Source organism: Acinetobacter sp. TAC-1 (genome assembly GCF_029025845.1).
GTDB lineage: Bacteria > Pseudomonadota > Gammaproteobacteria > Pseudomonadales > Moraxellaceae > Acinetobacter > Acinetobacter guillouiae.
The window spans coordinates 202917-223862 of sequence record NZ_CP118892.1; the positions used below are offsets into that span (position 1 = coordinate 202917).

The following is a 20946-nucleotide window of genomic DNA, read 5'->3' on the forward strand; positions in this document are numbered from 1 at the left end:
GATGAAATGGAACTCTTTAAAGACTAAAGCAGCTCTTGCATCTACTGCACTGCTTTCTACTGTTGCACAAGCAGGCCCAGATTTAGGTGAAGCTCAGCAGCAAGCGACCAACTGGCATGCAATCATTATGTTTGCAATTTTTGTTGGTTTAACCTTATTTATTACCAAATGGGCTGCAAAACAAACCACCAATACTGCAGACTTCTATACCGCTGGTGGTGGTATCTCTGGTTTCCAAAATGGTTTAGCGATTGCAGGTGACTATATGTCTGCTGCATCGTTCTTGGGTATTTCTGCATTGGTGTTTAGCTCAGGCTTTGATGGCTTGCTTTATTCACTGGGTTTCATGGTTGGCTGGCCAATCGTATTGTTCTTGGTTGCTGAGCGCCTACGTAACTTAGGTAAATATAACCTGTCTGACGTGGTTTCGTTCCGTTTAGAAGAAAAACCAGTACGTACACTTGCAGCAATCAGTTCGCTTGTTGTTGTGGCTTTCTATTTGATTGCTCAAATGGTGGGTGCTGGTCAGCTGATCAAACTGTTATTTGGTTTGAACTATAACATCGCAGTTGTGATTGTTGGTCTTCTGATGATGGCTTATGTGATCTTCGGTGGCATGTTGGCAACAACTTGGGTACAGATCATTAAAGCAGTGATGTTACTTTCAGGTGCAACATTCATGGCGTTCATGGTGATGCATTCTGTCGGTTATAGCTTCTCTGAAATGTTCAGACAGTCTATTGATGTATTTGCAAAAGTACATGATGTCAGTCTTGATGATGCAACCAAAATTATGGGACCAGGCAGTTTGGCGAAAAACCCACTCGATGCTTTGTCACTTGGTTTAGCACTCATGTTTGGTACAGCAGGTTTACCACACATTCTTATGCGTTTCTTTACAGTTAAAGATGCTAAAGAAGCGCGTAAATCTGTGGTTGTTGCAACAGGCTTCATTGGTTACTTCTATTTATTAACTTTCATTATTGGTTTCGGTGCGATCCTTTTCGTATCAAACAACCCACAATTTATTGATGTTGCTAAAATGGCTGTAACTGGCAAACTAGAATTAGTTGGCGGTAACAACATGGCAGCGGTACACCTTGCAGATGCAGTGGGTGGCGATCTGTTCATGGGCTTTATTTCAGCAGTTGCATTTGCAACGATTCTTGCGGTAGTTGCAGGTTTGACATTGTCAGGTGCTTCAGCAATTTCACATGACTTGTACGCAAACGTACTGAAAAAAGGTCAAACTACCCCTGAATCTGAATTACGTATGTCGAAGATTGCAACACTTGGTCTTGCGATTTTTGCGATGATTTTAGGTATTTTGTTCGAGAAGCAAAACGTTGCCTTCATGGTGGGTTTAGCATTCTCTGTCGCGGCGTGTGCAAACTTCCCAGTATTGGTTCTTTCAATGTTCTGGAAAGGCTTAACTACACGTGGTGCTGTTGTAGGTGGTGTTGTCGGTCTAGTGACAGCGGTGACTTTAATTATCTTATCTAAAGCAGTTTGGGTAGACACATTAAAAATCTCTGATACTCCGATCAACTCATTCAATGGTCCTGCAATCTTTGCTATGCCATTAGCATTCATCTGCTGCTGGTTGTTCTCTGTGACAGACAAATCTGCACGTGCAGAAGCAGAGCGCAAAGCATTTGATGCACAGTTTGTACGTTCACAAACAGGTATTGGTATCTCTGGTGCTTCAGATCACTAAGTGATTTGAGATCAGCTTAAAAAACACCTTCTCGAAGGTGTTTTTTTATGGGCGATGCAAAGCCAGAACTCCATCATCCCAGTTTCAGCTTTTAAGCGATATAAAGCTTGTTTTATGCTGATAGATCAGTTGAATTATCACGAAAAATTGAAAGGATTTAAGAAACCCCATGAATATGTTAATTTGAATGTTTAAAAGAACAATCAGAATCAGAAAATATGCGTTCAATGATCGAATTTTGGAAAGGTTTTAAACAATTACCGTCAGCATGGTTATTGTTGGTCCAACTGCTTATTTTAGTTTTATCTGTCTATACCAATGCCAGCAGAAGTTATCAAATTTTAACTTGGTTACTCGGTGTCTCTGCATTACTGATTATTGCCAAAGTGATTCGACAAACACCGACATTTACACTGTTGGGCTTAACTTTTGTCACGGGGGCATTTGTACTGTCCTTTCTGATGCTGATCGGTTTTCATTCTGTTACTTTGCAAATCTTTGCACATTCATTTGAAGCAGCTGCTTATTTTTGTGCAGCATATGGCCTAATCCGCTATATGTTTGCAGATCGTTATTTAACCAAAGATGAACTGTTTGCTGCGGGTGCGGTATTTACCCTGATCGCATGGGGATTTGCCTTCTTATACAGTATTTGTCAATTGCTGGTTCCGCAGAGTTTTCAAAACCCAAATCATGTTGCGGACTACCAATCTTGGCTGGATTTATTGTTCATTAGTTTTAGTTTGCAATCGGCAACGGGATTGTCCGATTTGATTCCTGTTGCACCTGCTGCGCGGGTGATTTCAATGTTGCAAATGTTCTGTGGTGTGATGTATTTTGCCCTGATCGTCTCACGGATGATTGCCTTGCAATATATTGAAAATAAACCAAAATCATGAGCTAATGATCTTGTTACATTTAGTAAATTGTTGAAAATGTTAATTTAAATTATAATGTGGCCTGAATCCAATCGCTGTTCTACAGGATTCGTCTTTTTTCACACCTGTGAATGCCTTTTTTTGACTTTAAAAAGTCTGTCCATTGAGTATAAAAACCTGGAGGAAATATGCCTTCCAAAAAAATCACTTGGTTTGACAATGTCAATCCAAATGTTTTCTTGAGCACTGTTGGAATTATTGCGCTTTTTTTAGCCGTTGTTGTCTTTGCACCAAATGCCTTTGAACTGATTACTCAAAGGATGAACCGCTGGATCACCGATTCATTTAGTTGGTTCTATGTTTTATCTGTCGCAATATTTTTAATTGTGCTGATTTTTATTGCCTTTTCTGACATGGGTAAAATCAAGCTTGGACCTGATCATAGCCAGCCTGAGTATAGTAATGGGTCATGGTTTGCCATGCTATTTACTGCGGGTATGGGGATCGGGTTAATGTTCTTCAGTGTTGCAGAACCTGTCATGCATTATGTCAATCCACCTGCCGGTGATCCACAAACCATTGAATCTGCCCAAGAAGCAATGAGAATTACCTTTTTCCATTGGGGCTTACATGCTTGGGCTATCTATGCGGTTGTGGGTTTAACGCTGGCTTATTTTGCTTTTCGCTATAACTTGCCACTCAAAGTTCGTTCGGGTTTATTTCCGATTATTGGCCAACGAATTCATGGTCCAATCGGAGATGCGGTCGATACCTTTGCCACCATTGGTACCGTATTTGGTGTAGCTACCACGTTAGGATTTGGGGTAACGCAAATTAACTCTGGCTTAAATTATTTATTTGGCTGGGAAAGTAATATTAGCACCCAAATCTTTTTAATTATTGTGGTGAGTACGCTGGCTTCATTGTCGGTTTTCCTTGGATTAGATAAGGGAATCAAACGACTTTCTGAACTGAATCTAATTTTAGCCTTGGTATTACTGGGCTTTGTATTCCTTGCCAGTTCCAGTATTTATATCCTGCAAGCAACCATTCAAAACGCTGGGCAGTATATTTCGAATTTGTTTAGCATGACCTTTAATTTATATGCTTATCAATCGAATGGCTGGATTGGGGGGTGGACCATTATGTATTGGGCATGGTGGATTTCTTGGTCACCATTTGTCGGTATGTTTATTGCGCGTGTTTCAAAAGGTCGAACCATTCGAGAGTTTATTGTCGGTGTACTGCTTATTCCGACAGGCTTTACCTTGATCTGGATGGGATTTATTGGCAATGCTGCCTTGTTTAGTATTATGGAACAAGGGCAGACGGGGCTGATTTCTGCGGTACAAAAAGATTCATCAGTTGCATTGTTTGAGTTTTTAACCCACCTGCCTTTTTCAGGTGTGTTTAGTCTTATTGCGACACTGCTGGTGGTATTGTTCTTTGTTACCTCTGCGGATTCTGGTGCATTGGTGACCGATTATCTCACTGCGAAAACAGAAAATTCGCCGATATGGCAACGCTTGTTCTGGACTGTTTTAATGGCGGTCTTGTCGATCCTCCTATTAATGGTTGGTGGGCTAGGCGCACTACAATCGGCCACCATGATGAGTGCCTTACCATTCACCTTTATTATGCTGTTGTTGTGTTGGGGCTTAGTCAAAGCATTGCGCTTAGATGTCACCAAGATGCAGGCTTTACAAGTGGCAAGAATCACGCCGAGAGCTGTGCAAAACCCACGTAGTTGGCAGCAACGTTTGGGCTTAATCATGCACTATCCGCATACGTTAGCTGAAGTACAACATTATATTCAGATTGATGTGATTAAGGCTTTTGAAAGTATTCGTTTTGAGTTTAAACGCCGTGATTTAAATGTGGTGATTAAAGAAACCGAAGACGGTGTTCAACTGAGTGTGGATCATCATGATGAGTTCAATTTTATCTATAAAGTCATTGCACGCAAAATGGTTGCGCCAAGCTTTATGATGAATGAAGAACATCAGGAAACCGATGATTTTTATCAAGCAGAAATATTTTTAAGAGAAGGTGGTCAAAACTATGATGTAATGGAGTGGACGCAAGAAGACTTGATTCAAGACATCATTGATCAATATGAACGCCATCTACATTTCTTAAATGTACTGAGAAACTAAGTTGTTTATTTAAAAAACAAAGGCAATAAAAAAGGACTCGTATGAGTCCTTTTTGATTCAATTTCTAAGCAACTTAGAAACGGAATTTAGCGTTTAAGCCAACAGTTTGCGTATCACCAACATACGAAATTGCTTGGCCTTTATTGTTTTCGTAGTTTGCATTTACGTAGCTTGCACCAACTGCAATCGCAGGCGTGATGAAGTAGTTTACGTTTGCACCCCAAGCTGAATCAGGCGTACCTTCGTAGCTAGACGCTGCGTAAGAAGCACCAACGCTTAATTGTGGGTTCAAATAGAAATCAGTTTTAAACTGGTATGCAGTCGCATCACCATAGATGATGCCTGATTCAAACGCTAAAGACATATTTGTACCGTCAATACCGCCAACGTATTTAGCACGTGCAGTGATTGCGTCTTGGTCTTCACCAATTGTTGCAGCTTCAGCAGTCGCTTTAGCAACGCCGTTACCCATAACATTGAATGCATCTAAAGCAACTTGGTCAGCAACGTTAGTATAACCAACAGCGACTAAGAAGTTTTGAGTAGGAAGAGCACCCACTTCTAATGCAAAACGATCGCCTTGATCATTTGGCAAGCCATTTTTACCGTCAAGGATTGTGTGGCTATAAGAAGCACTTGCGTATGCAGGTACATATGGAGTAGGAACATAAAGTTCAGCTTTAGCGCCGTAGTTATGTGCAACTACACCAGCGTCTAATTCGCCATAGTTATATGCTAAAGAAACATTTGATGCTTGGTTTAAGAACGCTGCTTCAGCCAATGGACCTTTTGAAGAGTCAACATTTTTGAAGTAGTAAGTACCTTGCAAACCACCAGTGAAATCTTTGTCATTTTCAGTTGTATCGATATACTCTGATTGACCTTGAATTTCAAATTGGTATGCTTGAGCGCCGGTCATGGCTAATAATAAAGCAGTGGCTAAACCGAGTTTTTTCATAATCTTTTCCAATAGGAGAAATTGGTGAAACAGACGGCATTGTATTGTAACAAGATATTAAGTCAATGACGTTTAAGGCCACTGTTTACAAAGTAGATACATGAAATTTACATTGTTTAAAAAACGTACATTTGAACAGCTTTACGTCAACCTAGAAAAAAACTTAATTAGAACAACAGACTAAATTCAGACAAAAGTTTTATTTCATATAAAACAGATATCAAATTGTTAAATTAATACATTCATTTTACTGTTTATTTGTGTTTTTTAATCGATATTACCGATGGTTGTTTTGCGATCAATGTCAAGAAAATGTCATTAAATTCTGCTTATTTTTAGAATTAATTTGTGATTGTATAATCATTTCATGTGAATATTGTTGTTTTATTCTCAATTATTCATAAAAACGATAATTTATTTATATCCGATCAATTTAATAGGTTTTACAAAGTAAAAGATATTTTGAATAATGAGTCAATAAAGTTCATTCATTTTAAATGAATTTTTTTGAGATTTTGAGTTTATATGCCCAGCTTTCCCCAAGGTTGGGCTTTTTTTTATTTAAAAATTCAAAGCAAATCGCATTAAACAGACAATAAAAGTATTGCACCAATATGTAGCATAATTAAGCAAAAGATGAATTGTGTTGGCATGATTCTTGCCAAAAAAAATCCCAATTTTCAAAGAAAACTGGGATTTTTCGCCAAAATCTGGAGCAAATCAATAAATTCTGCTGAGGAATATTAATAAATTGCCCTAATGAAGTGCATTATGCACCAATATATTGCACCTGTAAATATTTTCTTACATTCAATTTAAAAAATAATTCATGGGCTCATCTACACTATTTCAGATTGAGTCAATGCCTAAGTAAAGTTTATGAGTAATTACCGATTTAAATCTAAAATAAAAAGCAGTGTATTGATCATTCTGAGTAGTGTGGCATTTTCAGGTTGTGTTTCTAATGCCAATTTGCATGATCCAGCGTCATCACAAAGAACAAGTGAAATCCCGTTGTTGTTTAATTATGCGCAAACTCAAGCCGTCTTTGTGACTTATGATGGAACTCAATTTAAACGTTATGGGAATGATTTAAATAGAGCCAAGACTGCCTATATTCCAGCCTCTACTTTTAAAATGTTGAATGCCTTAATTGGTTTGCAACATGCGAAAGCGACGAATACAGAAGTATTTAAGTGGAATGGAGAAAAAAGATCTTTTCCTGCATGGGAAAAAGATATGACCTTGGCACAAGCAATGCAGGCTTCAGCCGTACCTGTATATCAGGAGTTGGCACGACGTATTGGCTTGGATTTGATGAGTAAAGAAGTCAAGCGTGTTGGTTTTGGCAATACACAAATTGGTCAACAGGTAGATAATTTCTGGCTAGTCGGCCCATTGAAAATTACCCCAGAGCAAGAAGCTAAATTTGCTTATCAATTGGCAAAGAAAACATTGCCTTTTGATGATGCTGTACAGCAACAAGTTAAAGATATGCTCTATGTCGAAAGACGGGGTGATTCCAAGCTTTATGCCAAAAGTGGATGGGGAATGGATGTGGAGCCACAAGTGGGTTGGTATACGGGATGGGTGGAACAGCCGAATGGTCAGATCACCGCTTTTGCTTTAAATATGCACATGCAGACAGGGGATGATCCTGCTGAACGCAAGCAACTGACATTAAGTATCTTGGATAAATTAGGCTTATTCTTTTATTTGAGATAAATGCAGTAGATAAAAAAATGCCCAGTTTATTGGGGGAAACTGGGCAATAAAAAAGGTATATTTTCAAATCATGAGAATTTCTATCTAAGTCCAATTTTATGCAAATTCTATTTATATGTAAAATGTGAATTTTGAATATTACTCATCTATAAAAACGATAATATAAAGGCGTTGAACGCTGTAGATTAAACTTGATTATGTGGAGTAGTTTATGTGTATATATTCTATAATATAAACAAAATTTCTTTAGCTTTATAGCGATATAACTTCCCACAGGACCATGGTGATGGTGCATGAACTCAGATCAGAACAAATAAGCACGCGTTTGCTTATCCTCATGTCAGTCATCATTTTGTCTGTTTTGTTGATTGCTGTTCCACAAATCATCAGTAATTATCGAGAGTATAGCCGAGCAAATCGAGCTTTAGTCAATATTCAAGCCTTGCAAGTTTTTGCTGAAACATCCAATAAAATTTCACGGGAAAGAGCGCCAACAAATAAAGCAATGTCGAGCACGACAGCAAATTTTCCAGACAGAATAAAAGAATTACAGGACTATCGTAAGGACGTAGATCAGCAGATTAATTTAACCGTCGAGACCTTAAACAAGGCGGGGTTTACCAGTTTGGCGGATCAAGTTGATGTTCAGTTAAGACATGATTTGAACATCGCCCGCAAACAAGTCGATGCTTATTTAGCCTTACCATTAAAAGAACGTAATTCGGTGCAAATGGATCAAGTGATTCAGGGAATGTTTCGGGCATGGGACAGTTGTAGAGCCATGTTGCAGCAATTAATTAACCATTCAAAAAAGAATAATAGTGATGTGACGGATTATGCTTCAATTGTGCTGATATTGGCTGATTTACGAGATCAATCTGGACGAGTTGCGTCTAACATCATGGCACCCCTGAGCTTTTCCGAACCACTGCCTGAATATAACAAAGCACGCTCATTACAAACGCAAGAACAGGTTAAATACTTATGGCGTTTGATGGATACCATGCAAATAGAGTCTTTAAAAACGCCAGAGTATCTTTATTTATATGGTCAGGTGAAAACTCAATTTATTGACCAAGGTTTACCCATCGTAAATCGTTTGGTGCAAGAGAGTAGAAATCAGCAGCCTTATTTTTTAACGGCAAACCAACTGACAGATGCAATCGTGGATAAGTTTACCACGGTGGTAAATTTACAAAAATATCTACTTGAAACTCATGCCTTAAGTGCACGTCATCGAATGGAATCGGAGCAACGTCAATTTTTTATCACGCTCTTTATTTCTCTTTTGTCATTGTCGGTCGCAGTTTTTACGATGTTATATACACGTAAAAAGTTATTTGAACCCTTGATATATGCAAGAAATATGATTTTGGAACTGTCTCAAGTACAAGAACGTGATTATCTAGGGGATGCTTCGATACAAACCAAAGAGGTGCATACCCTAACTGATGCGCTTGATAAATTAAAAGAAATGCTCAAGCAACGTGATGCTTTTGAATTTCAATTACAAAATAGCGCCAACACTGACAGTTTAACCGGTGTCTCAAATCGATTGGCTTTAGATGTTTATTTAAAAAATATTGCGACACAAACCGAGCGGTTTCAAGAGTTGACCTTGATCATGGTGGATATTGATAATTTTAAATATGTGAATGATCGCTTTGGGCATATTTTAGGTGATTCGGTTATTGTTGAAATTGCTCGATGTTTAAAAGCAAATATTGCGCAATCTGATTTGATTGTACGTTTTGGTGGCGATGAGTTTTTGATTTTGATTGATCGTATTCAATGGGATTGGGCGTTGCAAATTTCTGAAAGCATTTTGGCTGATGTCTCACGGTTAAATTTTAACAGTTCAATGTCTAACGAACAGCTGAATGTTTCTGTCAGTATTGGCGTGGCAACTGGGGCAGAAAGTTGGGAAGCTTTGTTTAATCGGGCAGATGCATCGCTATTTAAGGCCAAAGCACAAGGTCGAAATAAAGTCGTGGGATGATCGATAGGATATCTTGATGATGATTAATCGGTTTGAAAATATTGATTTATCATCAGTATTCAATGATAAGAATATTGAATTATTTTGCAGTGACTTTACGTAACTCAGCATACAATTGATTTAAAAATCGTTGCTGTTCTGGATTGTCTTGAAAGTGACGTTGATACAGTACACTACAGCTTTCTACATCAACAATATTATTGAGATTAAAAGACCAATCCTCTGTATTTTTAATACCAATCCCCAGATCATCACCACAACGTTGCCACTGTTTGGAGAAGCCAGAGTTTTGATTGGGAGCAAGCTGCTTAAATTCTGCTTTAAGGCTAAAGCCGCGCATTTCTGAGTTGGTGAATTTGTTGATTGCACTGATTGGTACACCACCCCAAGTGATGGTTTGTCCACTCGGCATTGAGATGCTTTGCAGTTGACTTTCATTCATTAACTGACTTTGTCTACCGGTTTTAAAGCCCTGTTTTTCGTAGGTCAAAGTAGAGCCAACAGGAAGCTGTATTTTTTTAATTAGTAAGGGTTGGGTGGTGATAAAATAAGGATTGTCAGGTCTGCCATTACCACCGGCAATGTTTATACTACAACTGTTGAATAAACAGATACTTGGGACTAAAAAGCATAAGTAAAAAAGCTTCATAAGGAAAATATCCTGTGCTATGCATTGATCTTGCCTTGTTTAAATTAGAAATGCAAAATTTGCTCAGCAAATCCTCAAATTAAGCCAATGATTGTTGGAATATAAAGGCGCGAATCTGAGTTTTATAAAAATTATATGAGTTATTTAATTTCGAGCTTAGATGATTAATCTCCCCCTAAGTCCTGTGGGATAAAGAGAAACTCCCCCCCTTATTTAAAGGAGGGAGGGGAAGATGCAGGGAATTACTTCAACAACGGCTTTAAGAACTTCGCTGTATGTGAAACTTTAGATTTCACCACTTGTTCTGGGGTACCTTCCGCAATAATCTGACCACCCCCTGCGCCACCTTCAGGGCCTAAATCAATCACCCAGTCCGCCGTCTTAATCACATCGAGATTATGCTCAATCACCACAATGGTATTGCCCTTATTGCGTAGTTCATGAAGAATATCGAGCAGTTTGGCAATATCATGGAAATGCAAACCAGTGGTTGGCTCATCCAGTACATACAAGGTTTTACCTGTATCGCGTTTTGCCAGCTCACGTGCCAGTTTGACCCGTTGCGCTTCACCACCAGATAGCGTTGTTGCAGACTGACCTAAGCGGATATAGCCTAACCCGACTTGGTTTAAGGTTTCCAAACGACGGTGAATCACTGGGATTGCATCAAAGAAATGCATCGCATCTTCGACGGTCATTTCCAATACATCAGAAATATTCTTGCCTTTATAACCAACTTCTAAGGTTTCACGGTTATAACGCTGACCATGACAGTTATCACAAGGCACGTACATATCGGGTAAGAAGTGCATGGCAACTTTGATCATACCATCCCCCTCACACACCTCACAGCGCCCGCCTTTGACGTTAAACGAGAAACGACCTGCAGCATAACCACGGGCTTTAGCTTCAGGGGTTTGTGCAAACAATTCACGAATCGGGGTAAACAAACCGGTATATGTCGCTGGGTTGGAACGTGGAGTACGCCCAATCGGACTTTGGTCAATGTCTACCACTTTATCAAGGAACTGTAAGCCATCAATCGAATCAAACTTTTCAGCAGTTAAGGTGGTTGCACCATTTAATTGCGTCGCTGCAAGTGGTAACAGGGTACGGTTAATTAAGGTGGATTTACCTGAACCTGAAACACCTGTCACACAAGTCATTACACCTAAAGGAATCGTCAAATCAACATTTTGTAAGTTATGCCCTGATGCGCCCATCAGTTTAATTTGTTCTTCAGGCTTAGGCGGTTTAACTCGCTCTTTGGGCACTGCAATTTTTAACTTACCAGAGAGGTATTTTCCTGTTAGAGAGTTCTCATTGGCTGCAAGTTCATCATAGGTTCCTTCGGCAATGATATGACCACCATGCACACCAGCACCCGGACCAATATCAATAATATGGTCGGCTGCACGGATTGCATCTTCATCATGCTCAACCACTAAAACTGTATTGCCCAGATCACGCAAACGAACCAGTGTTTCCAATAAACGATCATTATCGCGTTGGTGTAACCCAATGGATGGCTCATCTAAAACGTACATCACCCCCATTAGACCAGCACCAATTTGTGAGGCTAGGCGGATACGTTGTGCTTCACCACCTGAAAGTGTTTCAGCAGAGCGAGATAGGCTTAAATAATTTAAACCGACTGATACAAGGAAGTGCAAACGCTCGCGAATTTCTTTAAAAATTTTATCGGCAATTTCACCTTTGGCACCTTCAAGATTTAAATCTTGATAGTAGCTTTCAGCATCACCAATCGACATTTTGGTAATTTGGGCAATGGTTTTGTCTTTAACACGGACATGACGTGAAATTTCATTTAAACGTGAGCCGCCACAAGCATCACAAGCGGCATTGGATAAGTACTGCGCCAGATCATCACGGACATAATTAGATTCAGTTTCACGATAACGACGCTCTAAATGAGGCAAAATACCTTCAAAAGGTTGTACCCGATTGTGTTTACGACCACGCTCATCGATATAGCTAAGATCAACTTTTTCTTTGCCTGTACCGTAAAGAAATTTCTTTTTCGTATCAGCGTCGAGTTCATTCCAAGGCGTGTCTAAAGAAAAGCCAAAATGATCTGCAACTTTCTGAATCATGCTGTAATAGTATGGACGTTGTCTGTCCCAGCCACGGATTGCACCTTGGCTGATAGAAACATCTGGGCTTGGAATCAGTTTTTCAGCACTGAAATGACTACGGGTACCTAAACCGTCGCAGACAGGGCAGGCACCAAATGGGTTATTGAACGAGAACAGACGTGGTTCTAGTTCAGCAACAGCACGGTCGCATTCAGGGCAGGAATGTTTTGCTGAAAATACACGGTCAGGATGTTCACCACCCATCCACGATAAAATCGCCAGATCACTGCCTAAACGTAAGGCAGTTTCAAAGCTTTCGGCAATTCGGTTACCTAAATCATCACGGACTTTAAAACGGTCAACCACAACTTCAATGGTGTGCTTTTTCTTTTTATCGAGTTCTGGTGGTGTATCGATATCAATCACTTCACCATCCACGCGCGCGCGGACAAAACCTTGGCTCTGTAATTGCTCAAACAGGTTGCTGTATTCACCTTTACGCTCACGAACAACCGGCGCAAGGAGCATCAACGCTGTGCCTTCCTCCAGTCCTTTCACTGCATCGACCATTTCAGAAACAGTCTGTGCAACCATCGGCAAGTCGTGCTCTGGGCAGTAGGGTGTACCAACACGTGCATACAGTAAACGTAAATAGTCGTAGATTTCAGTAATGGTTCCCACGGTTGAACGGGGGTTATGGCTGGTAGACTTCTGTTCAATCGCAATCGCAGGGCTTAAACCTTCAATTGAATCAACTTCAGGCTTTTCCATTTGTGAAAGAAACTGACGTGCATACGCAGATAAAGATTCGACATAACGGCGCTGACCCTCAGCATATAAGGTATCGAAAGCCAGAGATGATTTCCCTGAGCCTGAGAGTCCTGTGATGACCACAAACTTGTCACGTGGAATATCGAGTGACACATTTTTTAAATTATGGGTACGTGCGCCTCGAATACGGATATGACTTTGACTCATAAAAGCTTTCTCGAAATTATGCGAATTAAAGGGGTATATGATAGCGATTTAATTTTGTTCAAGCTGTAAAAAATAGTTTTTAAACGACAAATTGTGTCATGTAACTGACCATTTAAAACTGTGATGGAGTTTGAGTTTTTCAATAAAATAATAATATTCATATGTTTATGATGGTTTTCAATAATTTTTAGGGTCGCATTCAGCTAATTTAAAATCAAAGCTATAATTTATTTAAAATAAGTTATTGAAGAAAAATGAGATATGCAGTCAGCTTTAGATGCTGTGCTGATTTCTGAGTACTTATTGCGATATTGCATAGGGTAGAACGAATAAACCAGATCAGCTTTAAGATTGGTCCTGTGATGGAATCAATAACCATTTATCTAAAAAAGAGAATTGTTAGACAAAGGTTCTGTGATTAACCATTGTTTTTATTATAAAATATGTGATATCTATCGCACTTGTGGAGGGCTCGAAAATGAATATACGAAAAATTATATCAGTTATTTGTTTTGCATTTTCTTGCAATGTCTTGGCAGGCGAGACTTCACAAGTTTTATTTGATCAAGTGTTAAATTTAAAACCCAATCAATTGTACGAATTAGAATTAGAAGATGTACAAGCGGGGGATCAGATTTGGACGGCGGTTTATTTGGTTGGACGACAAAATTATCCGGGACTTACTGCAAAAGTTGAGTTTGTCATGGACAATCAAGGCCTGTTAAATAAAGCCAATCCCAGTGAGCATACTGTATATCAAACACTGATTGCAGAAAATTTGACGCAAACAAATCAATATTCATTTAAGCAATTCAAAGGCTTAAACACATTCATTGAAGATACTTCAGAACAGCTGATTACAGATCCGATATTGGAAAAAACAGATAGCATTCGTATTTATAGTCAAGTGAATGACTGGATCCCTGAATACAACACTTATGAACCCACCAAAGTGAAATTTGGCATTCAAAATCCTTTGGATTTTGACATTGTTGCGGCTTATGTTTTGGTGGGCAAGGGGGAAAAGCCTGCTGAACTCAGTGAATTAAATTTTAAAAATATTCCAGCCACTTATGCCTCACCTTTGCCTCCAGTACCAGCTGATTTTACCCAAGCTGAGGTGAATAAATCTGAGACGCACTTGAGTAGAAGTGAGCTAAAATTTATCTTTTTTATCGTGATGGCGATTGTCATGGGTTTGGTTGCGTTTATTAACCGTGGCAAATTAAAACGCGCTTTTTAAAGCTTTAACTTATAGCGGATTAAATTTCTAATATTTTAGATTTCAAATTTACACGCTTGGCGTAAACTCTTGCACTGATCATGTGTTCGAGTAATTTTAGATGTTGTCTTTATTTTTGAAATGTATTCTGGGTGCAGCAGTGGTTTTGTTGATTTCAATTCTTTCAAAAAGTAAGGCATTTTATATTGCAGGTTTAGTCCCACTTTTTCCAACATTTGCATTGATCGCACATGTGATTGTGGCGCAGGAAAAAGGTGCTGAAGCCTTAAAGCAAACAGCTTTATTCGGGCTATGGTCATTGATACCTTATTTCATTTATTTGTTCACGGTTTATTTACTGGCAACTAAGCTTTCGATGTGGTCTTGTTTAGGGATTGCAACGTTATGCTGGATTGTGGCTGCTGCTGTTTTGATTTATGCATGGCAATTGTTTCAGAATGGATCGGTTTTATGATGTATTGAATCAATAAAAAGAGTTGCAATGAATACTTTTGAGTGGATTGTAAAGTTAATGAGCCTTTGATCAAGGCTCATTTTTTAGGGATATATTTTAATAATCAGCTGTTTAAACAATAAACTGTTTTGGGCTTTCTAGGTTCTTAATGGCATTGTAAATTTGATCTGCATGATTACACACAATCAGTTTTGCCCGATGTTGAGGCGGTAAAAAGCCTTCAATAACAGCATGGTCTAATTGCGCAATCAAATGGTCATAGAAACCATTGACGTTATATAACATCATCGGTTTTTGATGTTGATTCAATTGTCCCCATGTCGCGACTTCTAAAATTTCTTCAAAGGTACCAAAACCACCAGGTAGAGCGACAAAAGCACTCGCGCGTTCAGCCATCATTGCCTTACGTTCATGCATGTTTTGTACAATATGTAATTCTGTTAATTGGTTATGGGCAATTTCATAATCCAGCATAAATTCGGGAATAACACCCACAACATCACCGCCATGTTCAGTGACCGTATCTGCAACTTGGCCCATTAAGCCAATACTTGCACCGCCATAGACAATTCCAAAACCTTGTTCTGCGATGCCTTGGGCAAGTTGGATGGCTTTTTCTCGATAGGTGGGATTATTTCCAGGTCGGGAGCCACAATAGAGCGCGATTAAACATTGTGTGGCTTTATGTTGTTGTTGATCTAATTCGAAAGGTTTATTCATCATTACAGGCAATACACTATTCATAATTTATTTTTTCACCTTAACTTATCATGTTCTTATACATTTCTACTACTTTAAGTAAGAAATGTGACAAAAACATGTTGTGTTATCGGCGCTTTTGCAATGATTTGTATCACTTTGATTTTGTATTTAATTTTAGATAAATCAGTAAAAATCCTGATAAATGAGATGAAATTCCTATCTGGATTGCCTATAATTAACGCTTATTTATCAACAAATGAATCATCATGGGTAGTGGTTGTAGTCGCTCCGAAAATGCACAATCTTTAGACAAAATAATAGTTCAAAATACACTAAAGTTTTCTTCTCAATTCCGAAATTTACAGTTCACACATGCTGAAAATAGCTATTGCACATTTTCAATGGAGCAAGATCAATGATACTTGAGTGGATGTCTGATCCTTCTGCATGGGTTGGTCTTGCAACTTTAGTTGTTTTAGAAATCGTTTTGGGTATTGATAACCTTGTATTTATTGCAATTTTGGCAGAAAAACTTCCGCCTGAACAACGTGATAAAGCAAGGATTATTGGGCTTTTACTTGCCCTCTGTATGCGAATGGTGTTACTGGCATCCATTGCATGGGTGGTGACATTAACCGAACCATTATTCCATCTCTTTGAGCATGCTTTTTCTGGGCGTGATCTGATCTTGCTGTTTGGTGGTGTGTTCTTATTGTTTAAAGGCACAATGGAACTACATGAACGTCTTGAAGGTGGTCAGGATCTTAAAGAAGAAAATCCTGTACATGCTGTATTTTGGATGGTCATTGTCCAAATTGTTGTTTTAGATGCAGTATTCTCCCTAGACAGTGTGATCACCGCGGTGGGAATGGTGAAAGAACTTTCAGTGATGATGATCGCTGTGGTGATTGCCGTAGCTATTATGCTGTGGGCATCAAAAGCCTTGATGGACTTTGTCAATAAGCACCCAACAGTCGTGATTCTATGTCTTGGCTTTTTGATGATGATCGGTTTCTCATTGATCGTCGAAGGTTTTGGTTATCACATTCCAAAAGGTTATTTATATGCAGCGATTGGTTTCTCGGTGCTGATCGAGTTTATGAACCAAACCATGCGTAAAAACCAAGAGAAAATGGTGACAACGACCGACTTACGTTTCCGTACAGCTTCTGCGGTATTGAAAATGTTAGGTGGAAAAAGTGCCGATAGTCAAAATGGTAAAGCGGATGATGTGATCGCAACACAAGCACTGGCAGATGAAATTTTTGATGATGAAAATGGCGCTTACCATAGTGTTATGGTTCAAGGGGTCTTGGGGCTATCAGAACGTCCAGTAAAATCGGTCATGACACCGCGCCCTGAACTAGAATGGTTAGATTTGGATGAAGACGAAGCCAGCATTAAAGAAAATTTGATGGCAATGTCACATTCACGTTTAATTTTGGCGCATGGTGAATTGGATAATATCGCGGGTATTGTTTTAACCCATAAAGTTTTAAATGATTATATCGAAACGGGTGTTTTAAATTTTGAAAAACACTTACGCGAGCCTGTGATTGTGCATGAAAATGCGCAAGTGTTGATGGTGATGGAACAACTGCGTCAGGCACCCTTACAAATGGCGATCGTACTAAATGAATATGGGTCAATTGAAGGGATTGCAACGCCGATTGATGTGCTTGAAGCAATCGCAGGCGAGTTCCCTGATGAAGATGAACTAGAAGCTGCTGCGGAAAGTCTTGAAGATGGTTCGTTGATCCTTGAAGGTTCAACCGATATTCGTCATGTTTCTTTGCTGTTAGGTCGTGATTTAGTCAATGAGTCAGAACAATACTCGACCCTTTCGGGTTATATATTGTTCCATCTCGGGCGTTTGCCTGAAAATGGTCAAAAGCTTCAAGTTGATGGTTATGAGTTTGAAGTGGTAACGATGGATGGGCATAAAATTGAGAAGGTGCATATTATGGCATTAACAAAATCTAAAGATGCCGAGTCCTAATGGATTTGTTGTAATGAAGCCAGTCGAAAGACTGGCTTCTTTTTATTTTGTTTTTGAAAATAATGATTTAAACCATATCGTTAAAATGATGTCTGAATGGCATCATTCATATAGAAAGAATAGGTTTCGATTTTCTGCTGGGTTGGATTATCATTGAGCCTATTCAGATTTTGAGTATTTTCATGTCCAATCTATCCTGTCCATGTGGTTCAGCACTTTATGCTGAATGCTGTCAGCCGCTGCATTTGGGGAAGAACAAAGCCAAGACAGCAGCACAGTTGATGCGTTCGCGTTATAGCGCTTTTGCCAAACATGAGATTGATTATATTGTTCAGACCACTGCGCTTGGACAGCAGCAAGCTTTGGATGTTAAAGCGATTTCAGACTGGAGCAAAGCCAATCAATGGCTCAGTCTTGACGTGGTGCAAGCCCAAGAAAAGCTCGATAAAAATCATGCTCAAGTTGAATTTAAAGCACATTTTCATGATGGTCAGCAGGCTCAAATACACCATGAAGTTTCACACTTTGTGCAGCATGATGGTGTATGGTATTTCTTAGATCCAACCACAGATCAGCCAATCACCATGAAACAGCCATGTATTTGTGGATCCACCAAAAAATTTAAGCAATGTTGCGCACAATTTTTATAACTTTTAGTTCATTTTTGACTTAAAATAGCGCGCATCTTTTCCCATCAGTGGATGAAGGGCAATGTTACTGACGATTATTTATATTATAGCCATTACAGCAGAAGCCATGACTGGAGCGTTGTCCGCAGGACGACGCAGTATGGACTGGTTTGGGGTGATACTGATTGCCTGTGTCACTGCACTCGGTGGCGGTTCTGTGCGAGATGTTTTACTTGGACATTATCCACTGACTTGGGTGAAACATCCTGAATACCTTGTCCTGACATGCTGTGCTGCCTTTGTCACCATTATTATTGCCAAATGGATGAAGCACTTACATTCCATTTTCTTATTGTTGGATGCTTTAGGCTTAATTGGTTTTACCATTATTGGCTGTCAAATTGCCTTGCAAATGGGGCATGGTTTTGTGGTTTCCGCGGTTGCTGGGGTATTAACAGGGGTATCTGGTGGTATTCTACGAGATATTCTGTGTAATGATGTTCCGTTGGTATTCCGTCGTGAACTGTATGCGTCGATTTCCTTTGTTGCGGTAATTTTCTATTGGTTCTGTATAGATTTTGGTTTATCGCTTGAAATTACCGTGGTTTCTACTTTAGTTTTTGGTTTTGCATTACGTTGTGTGGCGATTTATTTTGGTTTGGAAATGCCGAAATTTATCTATAAAGATCATGATGAACAATCGGCATCTTCTAAAGATGAGTCCTAAGAATGGATGCTTGAACAGCAGCTATTGACTGTGAATCGCTACGTTTAACTTTGAGCTTGGTATGTCATATCTGATTCAGCAAAATCTTAAACTTGAAAAATTTACTGAGCTAGATTTTGCTGTGTATTTTGAATTGGTCAAAAATATTAAAGTCATGCAAATGATTACCGAACGAGCATTAACGCTTGAGGAAGCGCATACGGAATTTGCCAAGATTTTATCCAAGAATGCCTATGATGTAGCATTGGGAAATTATAAAATTCTTGATGCTCAAACAAATGACTTTATCGGTTTAGCCAAACTTGAGTTGGATCGGCCAACAGCAACAACTGCGGAATTGGGCTATATGCTTTTACCCGAATATTGGGGGAAAGGTATTGCCAGTCAGGTTGTTACATTTTTAATTGAGCATGCAAAACAACAAGCATATTTAAAGGATCTCATGGCTATTATTGATCCCGAAAATATAGCTTCAAGAAAAATATTGATAAACAATGGTTTCCATTCTCAAGAGTTTAAAGATTTTGACGGACTAGCAGGAGAAATTCTGCTGTTCAGTCTTTAAAATTAAACAACGAGCCAAAGGTGTTTCTGCTTTTACATATTTGTTGAGTGCATTATGGATTTAGTATCACGTGTACAACGCTTACCCATAGGTAAATTTCACTATACCTTACTCTGGGTGATCGGACTGGGCTGGATGTTTGATGCCATGGATACAGGACTGATCTCCTTTATTCTCACCAAAATGGCAGAAGAATGGCAAATGACCCCTACTGAAAAAGGCTGGGTAGTCTCCATTGGCTTTGTGGGTATGGCAATTGGTGCTGTATTTTCAGGTGGTTTGGCTGATCGAATTGGTCGTAGAACAGTCTTTGCGATTACTTTGGTGACCTATAGCATTGCAACCGCGTTATGTGCTTTTGCACCGAATCTGACTTGGTTGTTACTGTTCCGTTTTATTGTCGGATTAGGGCTGGGTGGGCAACTTCCTGTGGCGGTGACTTTGGTCAGTGAATATATTCCTGCTCAAGTACGTGGTCGATTTATCGTACTTTTAGAAAGTTTCTGGGGACTTGGCTGGCTTGTTGCTGCGCTTATTTCTTATTTTGTAATTCCTGATTATGGTTGGCATATAGCATTTTTGATTGGTGGTTTACCTGCAATTTATGTTTTTATGATTCTCAAAAAAGTGCCTGAATCGGTTCCTTATTTGATTAATCGTGGACGAATTGAAGAAGCCCATGCACTGGTACAGAAACTGGAACGGCAGTGTGGGGTAGAAGTGATTGAAACCATTGAAGTCAAACCTGTTTCAGCAAAACAAACGATTTCATTTTCACAGCTTTGGTCAGGTGCTTTTGCCCGTCGTACTTTGATGCTGTGGTTGATTTGGTTTGGTATCGTCTATTCTTATTATGGCATTTTTACTTGGTTACCAAGTTTGCTGGTCAAGCAGGGCTATACCATTGTGCAATCTTTTGAATATGTGCTCGGGATGATTTTGGCACAATTACCCGGTTATGTGGCTGCGGCTTGGTTGGTGGAAAAGCTTGGACGTAAAGTAACACTCGCTGGTTTTATTGCTATGTGTGCGCTTTCTGCTTACTTCTTTGGTCAAGCGACTTCAGTCAATATGATTATGTTGTGGGGATGCTTAATGTCGTTCTTTAATTTGGGTGCATGGGGGGTGCTATATACTTATACACCTGAACAATACCCAACCAATATTCGTGCTTTTGGCTCAGGTTGGGCATCTGCAATCGGTCGTATGGGGGGGATTGTCGCACCGTTGGTGGTGACCCATATGATGGTGGCAAGTGATGGATTTAGTTCCGTCTTTATGATGTTTACGATTGTATTTTTCGCTGTTGCAGCTGTGGTTTTGGTCTTGGGTGAAGAAACCAAAGGTAAGACCTTAGAAGAGATTGGGTTATAGTGGTTTATTGAAATATATAAAAACATAGCGCTAAAAAACGATAACAAAGAAAAAGTATACAATGGCTGATATAGGGTTAATCTTGCCTCTCAGCCAT

At 39.3% G+C, this 20946-nt stretch carries 16 protein-coding genes; 12 read left to right on the top strand and 4 right to left on the bottom strand.

All coding sequences use genetic code 11. The features are described 5' to 3' along the window. The first annotated feature begins 1 nt into the window (after position 1). From PYV58_RS00930 to PYV58_RS00940, 3 genes are all read left to right on the top strand, one after another. Positions 2-1717 carry a cation acetate symporter gene (locus PYV58_RS00930; RefSeq protein WP_004816490.1) on the top strand — a complete coding sequence of 572 codons (1716 nt, stop codon included), beginning with the start codon at positions 2-4 and terminating at the stop codon, positions 1715-1717. 218 nt (positions 1718-1935) lie between these two features. Beyond that, the gene (locus PYV58_RS00935; RefSeq protein WP_034612723.1) at positions 1936-2616 is read left to right on the top strand and encodes an ion channel; all 681 of its coding nucleotides are present in this window, start codon (positions 1936-1938) and stop codon (positions 2614-2616) included. A 167-nt stretch (positions 2617-2783) separates the two neighbouring features. Continuing rightward, on the top strand, positions 2784-4751 hold the full coding sequence (locus PYV58_RS00940; RefSeq protein WP_275059688.1) for a BCCT family transporter: 1968 nt from the start codon (positions 2784-2786) through the stop codon (positions 4749-4751). 73 nt (positions 4752-4824) lie between these two features. On the opposite strand, the gene omp33-36 is transcribed toward PYV58_RS00940, so the two are convergent. Further along, entirely contained in the window at positions 4825-5709 is an 885-nt protein-coding gene (gene omp33-36 / locus PYV58_RS00945; protein ID WP_034612715.1) for a porin Omp33-36, read from the bottom strand. A gap of 879 nt (positions 5710-6588) precedes the next feature. Between omp33-36 and PYV58_RS00950 the strand changes: the two genes are divergently transcribed. Further along, the gene (locus tag PYV58_RS00950; protein ID WP_034612711.1) at positions 6589-7434 is read left to right on the top strand and encodes an OXA-274 family carbapenem-hydrolyzing class D beta-lactamase OXA-668; all 846 of its coding nucleotides are present in this window, start codon (positions 6589-6591) and stop codon (positions 7432-7434) included. A 286-nt stretch (positions 7435-7720) separates the two neighbouring features. Continuing rightward, on the top strand, positions 7721-9433 hold the full coding sequence (locus tag PYV58_RS00955) for a GGDEF domain-containing protein (protein WP_034612708.1): 1713 nt from the start codon (positions 7721-7723) through the stop codon (positions 9431-9433). Positions 9434-9512: 79 nt separating this feature from the next. On the opposite strand, the gene PYV58_RS00960 is transcribed toward PYV58_RS00955, so the two are convergent. Both PYV58_RS00960 and uvrA read right to left on the bottom strand, forming a co-directional pair. Further along, complete coding sequence (locus PYV58_RS00960; protein ID WP_034612704.1) at positions 9513-10082, bottom strand: hypothetical protein; 570 nt, start codon at positions 10080-10082, stop codon at positions 9513-9515. A gap of 242 nt (positions 10083-10324) precedes the next feature. Next, positions 10325-13156, bottom strand: coding sequence for an excinuclease ABC subunit UvrA (gene uvrA / locus PYV58_RS00965; protein WP_004816511.1), 2832 nt, complete (start codon positions 13154-13156; stop codon positions 10325-10327). 478 nt (positions 13157-13634) lie between these two features. Here uvrA and PYV58_RS00970 point away from each other — a divergent pair, with 478 nt between their 5' ends. Together PYV58_RS00970 and PYV58_RS00975 are read left to right on the top strand one after the other, a co-directional pair. Further along, positions 13635-14399 carry a hypothetical protein gene (locus tag PYV58_RS00970; protein ID WP_034612701.1) on the top strand — a complete coding sequence of 255 codons (765 nt, stop codon included), beginning with the start codon at positions 13635-13637 and terminating at the stop codon, positions 14397-14399. 100 nt (positions 14400-14499) lie between these two features. Continuing rightward, on the top strand, positions 14500-14853 hold the full coding sequence (locus tag PYV58_RS00975) for a GlpM family protein (protein WP_034612698.1): 354 nt from the start codon (positions 14500-14502) through the stop codon (positions 14851-14853). Between the two features lie 111 nt (positions 14854-14964). Here PYV58_RS00975 and PYV58_RS00980 read toward each other — a convergent pair whose 3' ends face one another. Then, entirely contained in the window at positions 14965-15597 is a 633-nt protein-coding gene (locus tag PYV58_RS00980) for a TIGR00730 family Rossman fold protein (protein WP_004816519.1), read from the bottom strand. A gap of 373 nt (positions 15598-15970) precedes the next feature. Here PYV58_RS00980 and PYV58_RS00985 point away from each other — a divergent pair, with 373 nt between their 5' ends. From PYV58_RS00985 to PYV58_RS01005, 5 genes are all read left to right on the top strand, one after another. Next, positions 15971-17554 carry a TerC family protein gene (locus PYV58_RS00985; RefSeq protein WP_034612694.1) on the top strand — a complete coding sequence of 528 codons (1584 nt, stop codon included), beginning with the start codon at positions 15971-15973 and terminating at the stop codon, positions 17552-17554. Between the two features lie 182 nt (positions 17555-17736). Continuing rightward, positions 17737-18204 (top strand): YchJ family protein, encoded by a 468-nt coding sequence (locus PYV58_RS00990; RefSeq protein ID WP_004816522.1) that lies wholly within the window; start codon positions 17737-17739, stop codon positions 18202-18204. A gap of 61 nt (positions 18205-18265) precedes the next feature. Beyond that, a complete protein-coding gene (locus PYV58_RS00995) occupies positions 18266-18910 on the top strand; it encodes a trimeric intracellular cation channel family protein (RefSeq protein WP_004816523.1) in 645 nt (214 codons plus the stop codon). A 61-nt stretch (positions 18911-18971) separates the two neighbouring features. Continuing rightward, positions 18972-19475, top strand: coding sequence for a GNAT family N-acetyltransferase (locus PYV58_RS01000; protein WP_034612691.1), 504 nt, complete (start codon positions 18972-18974; stop codon positions 19473-19475). 54 nt (positions 19476-19529) lie between these two features. Then, positions 19530-20849 carry an MFS transporter gene (locus PYV58_RS01005; RefSeq protein WP_034612688.1) on the top strand — a complete coding sequence of 440 codons (1320 nt, stop codon included), beginning with the start codon at positions 19530-19532 and terminating at the stop codon, positions 20847-20849. Positions 20850-20946 lie beyond the last annotated feature (97 nt).

Excerpts from the sequence above, each read along its gene's own strand:
- PYV58_RS00930 (WP_004816490.1), top strand. The coding sequence starts at position 2 with ATGAAATGGAACTCTTTAAAGACTAAAGCAGCTCTTGCATCTACTGCA.
- PYV58_RS00935 (WP_034612723.1), top strand. The coding sequence starts at position 1,936 with ATGCGTTCAATGATCGAATTTTGGAAAGGTTTTAAACAATTACCGTCA.
- PYV58_RS00940 (WP_275059688.1), top strand. The coding sequence starts at position 2,784 with ATGCCTTCCAAAAAAATCACTTGGTTTGACAATGTCAATCCAAATGTT.
- omp33-36 (WP_034612715.1), bottom strand. The coding sequence starts at position 5,709 with ATGAAAAAACTCGGTTTAGCCACTGCTTTATTATTAGCCATGACCGGC.
- PYV58_RS00950 (WP_034612711.1), top strand. The coding sequence starts at position 6,589 with ATGAGTAATTACCGATTTAAATCTAAAATAAAAAGCAGTGTATTGATC.
- PYV58_RS00955 (WP_034612708.1), top strand. The coding sequence starts at position 7,721 with ATGGTGCATGAACTCAGATCAGAACAAATAAGCACGCGTTTGCTTATC.
- PYV58_RS00960 (WP_034612704.1), bottom strand. The coding sequence starts at position 10,082 with ATGAAGCTTTTTTACTTATGCTTTTTAGTCCCAAGTATCTGTTTATTC.
- uvrA (WP_004816511.1), bottom strand. The coding sequence starts at position 13,156 with ATGAGTCAAAGTCATATCCGTATTCGAGGCGCACGTACCCATAATTTA.
- PYV58_RS00970 (WP_034612701.1), top strand. The coding sequence starts at position 13,635 with ATGAATATACGAAAAATTATATCAGTTATTTGTTTTGCATTTTCTTGC.
- PYV58_RS00975 (WP_034612698.1), top strand. The coding sequence starts at position 14,500 with ATGTTGTCTTTATTTTTGAAATGTATTCTGGGTGCAGCAGTGGTTTTG.
- PYV58_RS00980 (WP_004816519.1), bottom strand. The coding sequence starts at position 15,597 with ATGAATAGTGTATTGCCTGTAATGATGAATAAACCTTTCGAATTAGAT.
- PYV58_RS00985 (WP_034612694.1), top strand. The coding sequence starts at position 15,971 with ATGATACTTGAGTGGATGTCTGATCCTTCTGCATGGGTTGGTCTTGCA.
- PYV58_RS00990 (WP_004816522.1), top strand. The coding sequence starts at position 17,737 with ATGTCCAATCTATCCTGTCCATGTGGTTCAGCACTTTATGCTGAATGC.
- PYV58_RS00995 (WP_004816523.1), top strand. The coding sequence starts at position 18,266 with ATGTTACTGACGATTATTTATATTATAGCCATTACAGCAGAAGCCATG.
- PYV58_RS01000 (WP_034612691.1), top strand. The coding sequence starts at position 18,972 with ATGTCATATCTGATTCAGCAAAATCTTAAACTTGAAAAATTTACTGAG.
- PYV58_RS01005 (WP_034612688.1), top strand. The coding sequence starts at position 19,530 with ATGGATTTAGTATCACGTGTACAACGCTTACCCATAGGTAAATTTCAC.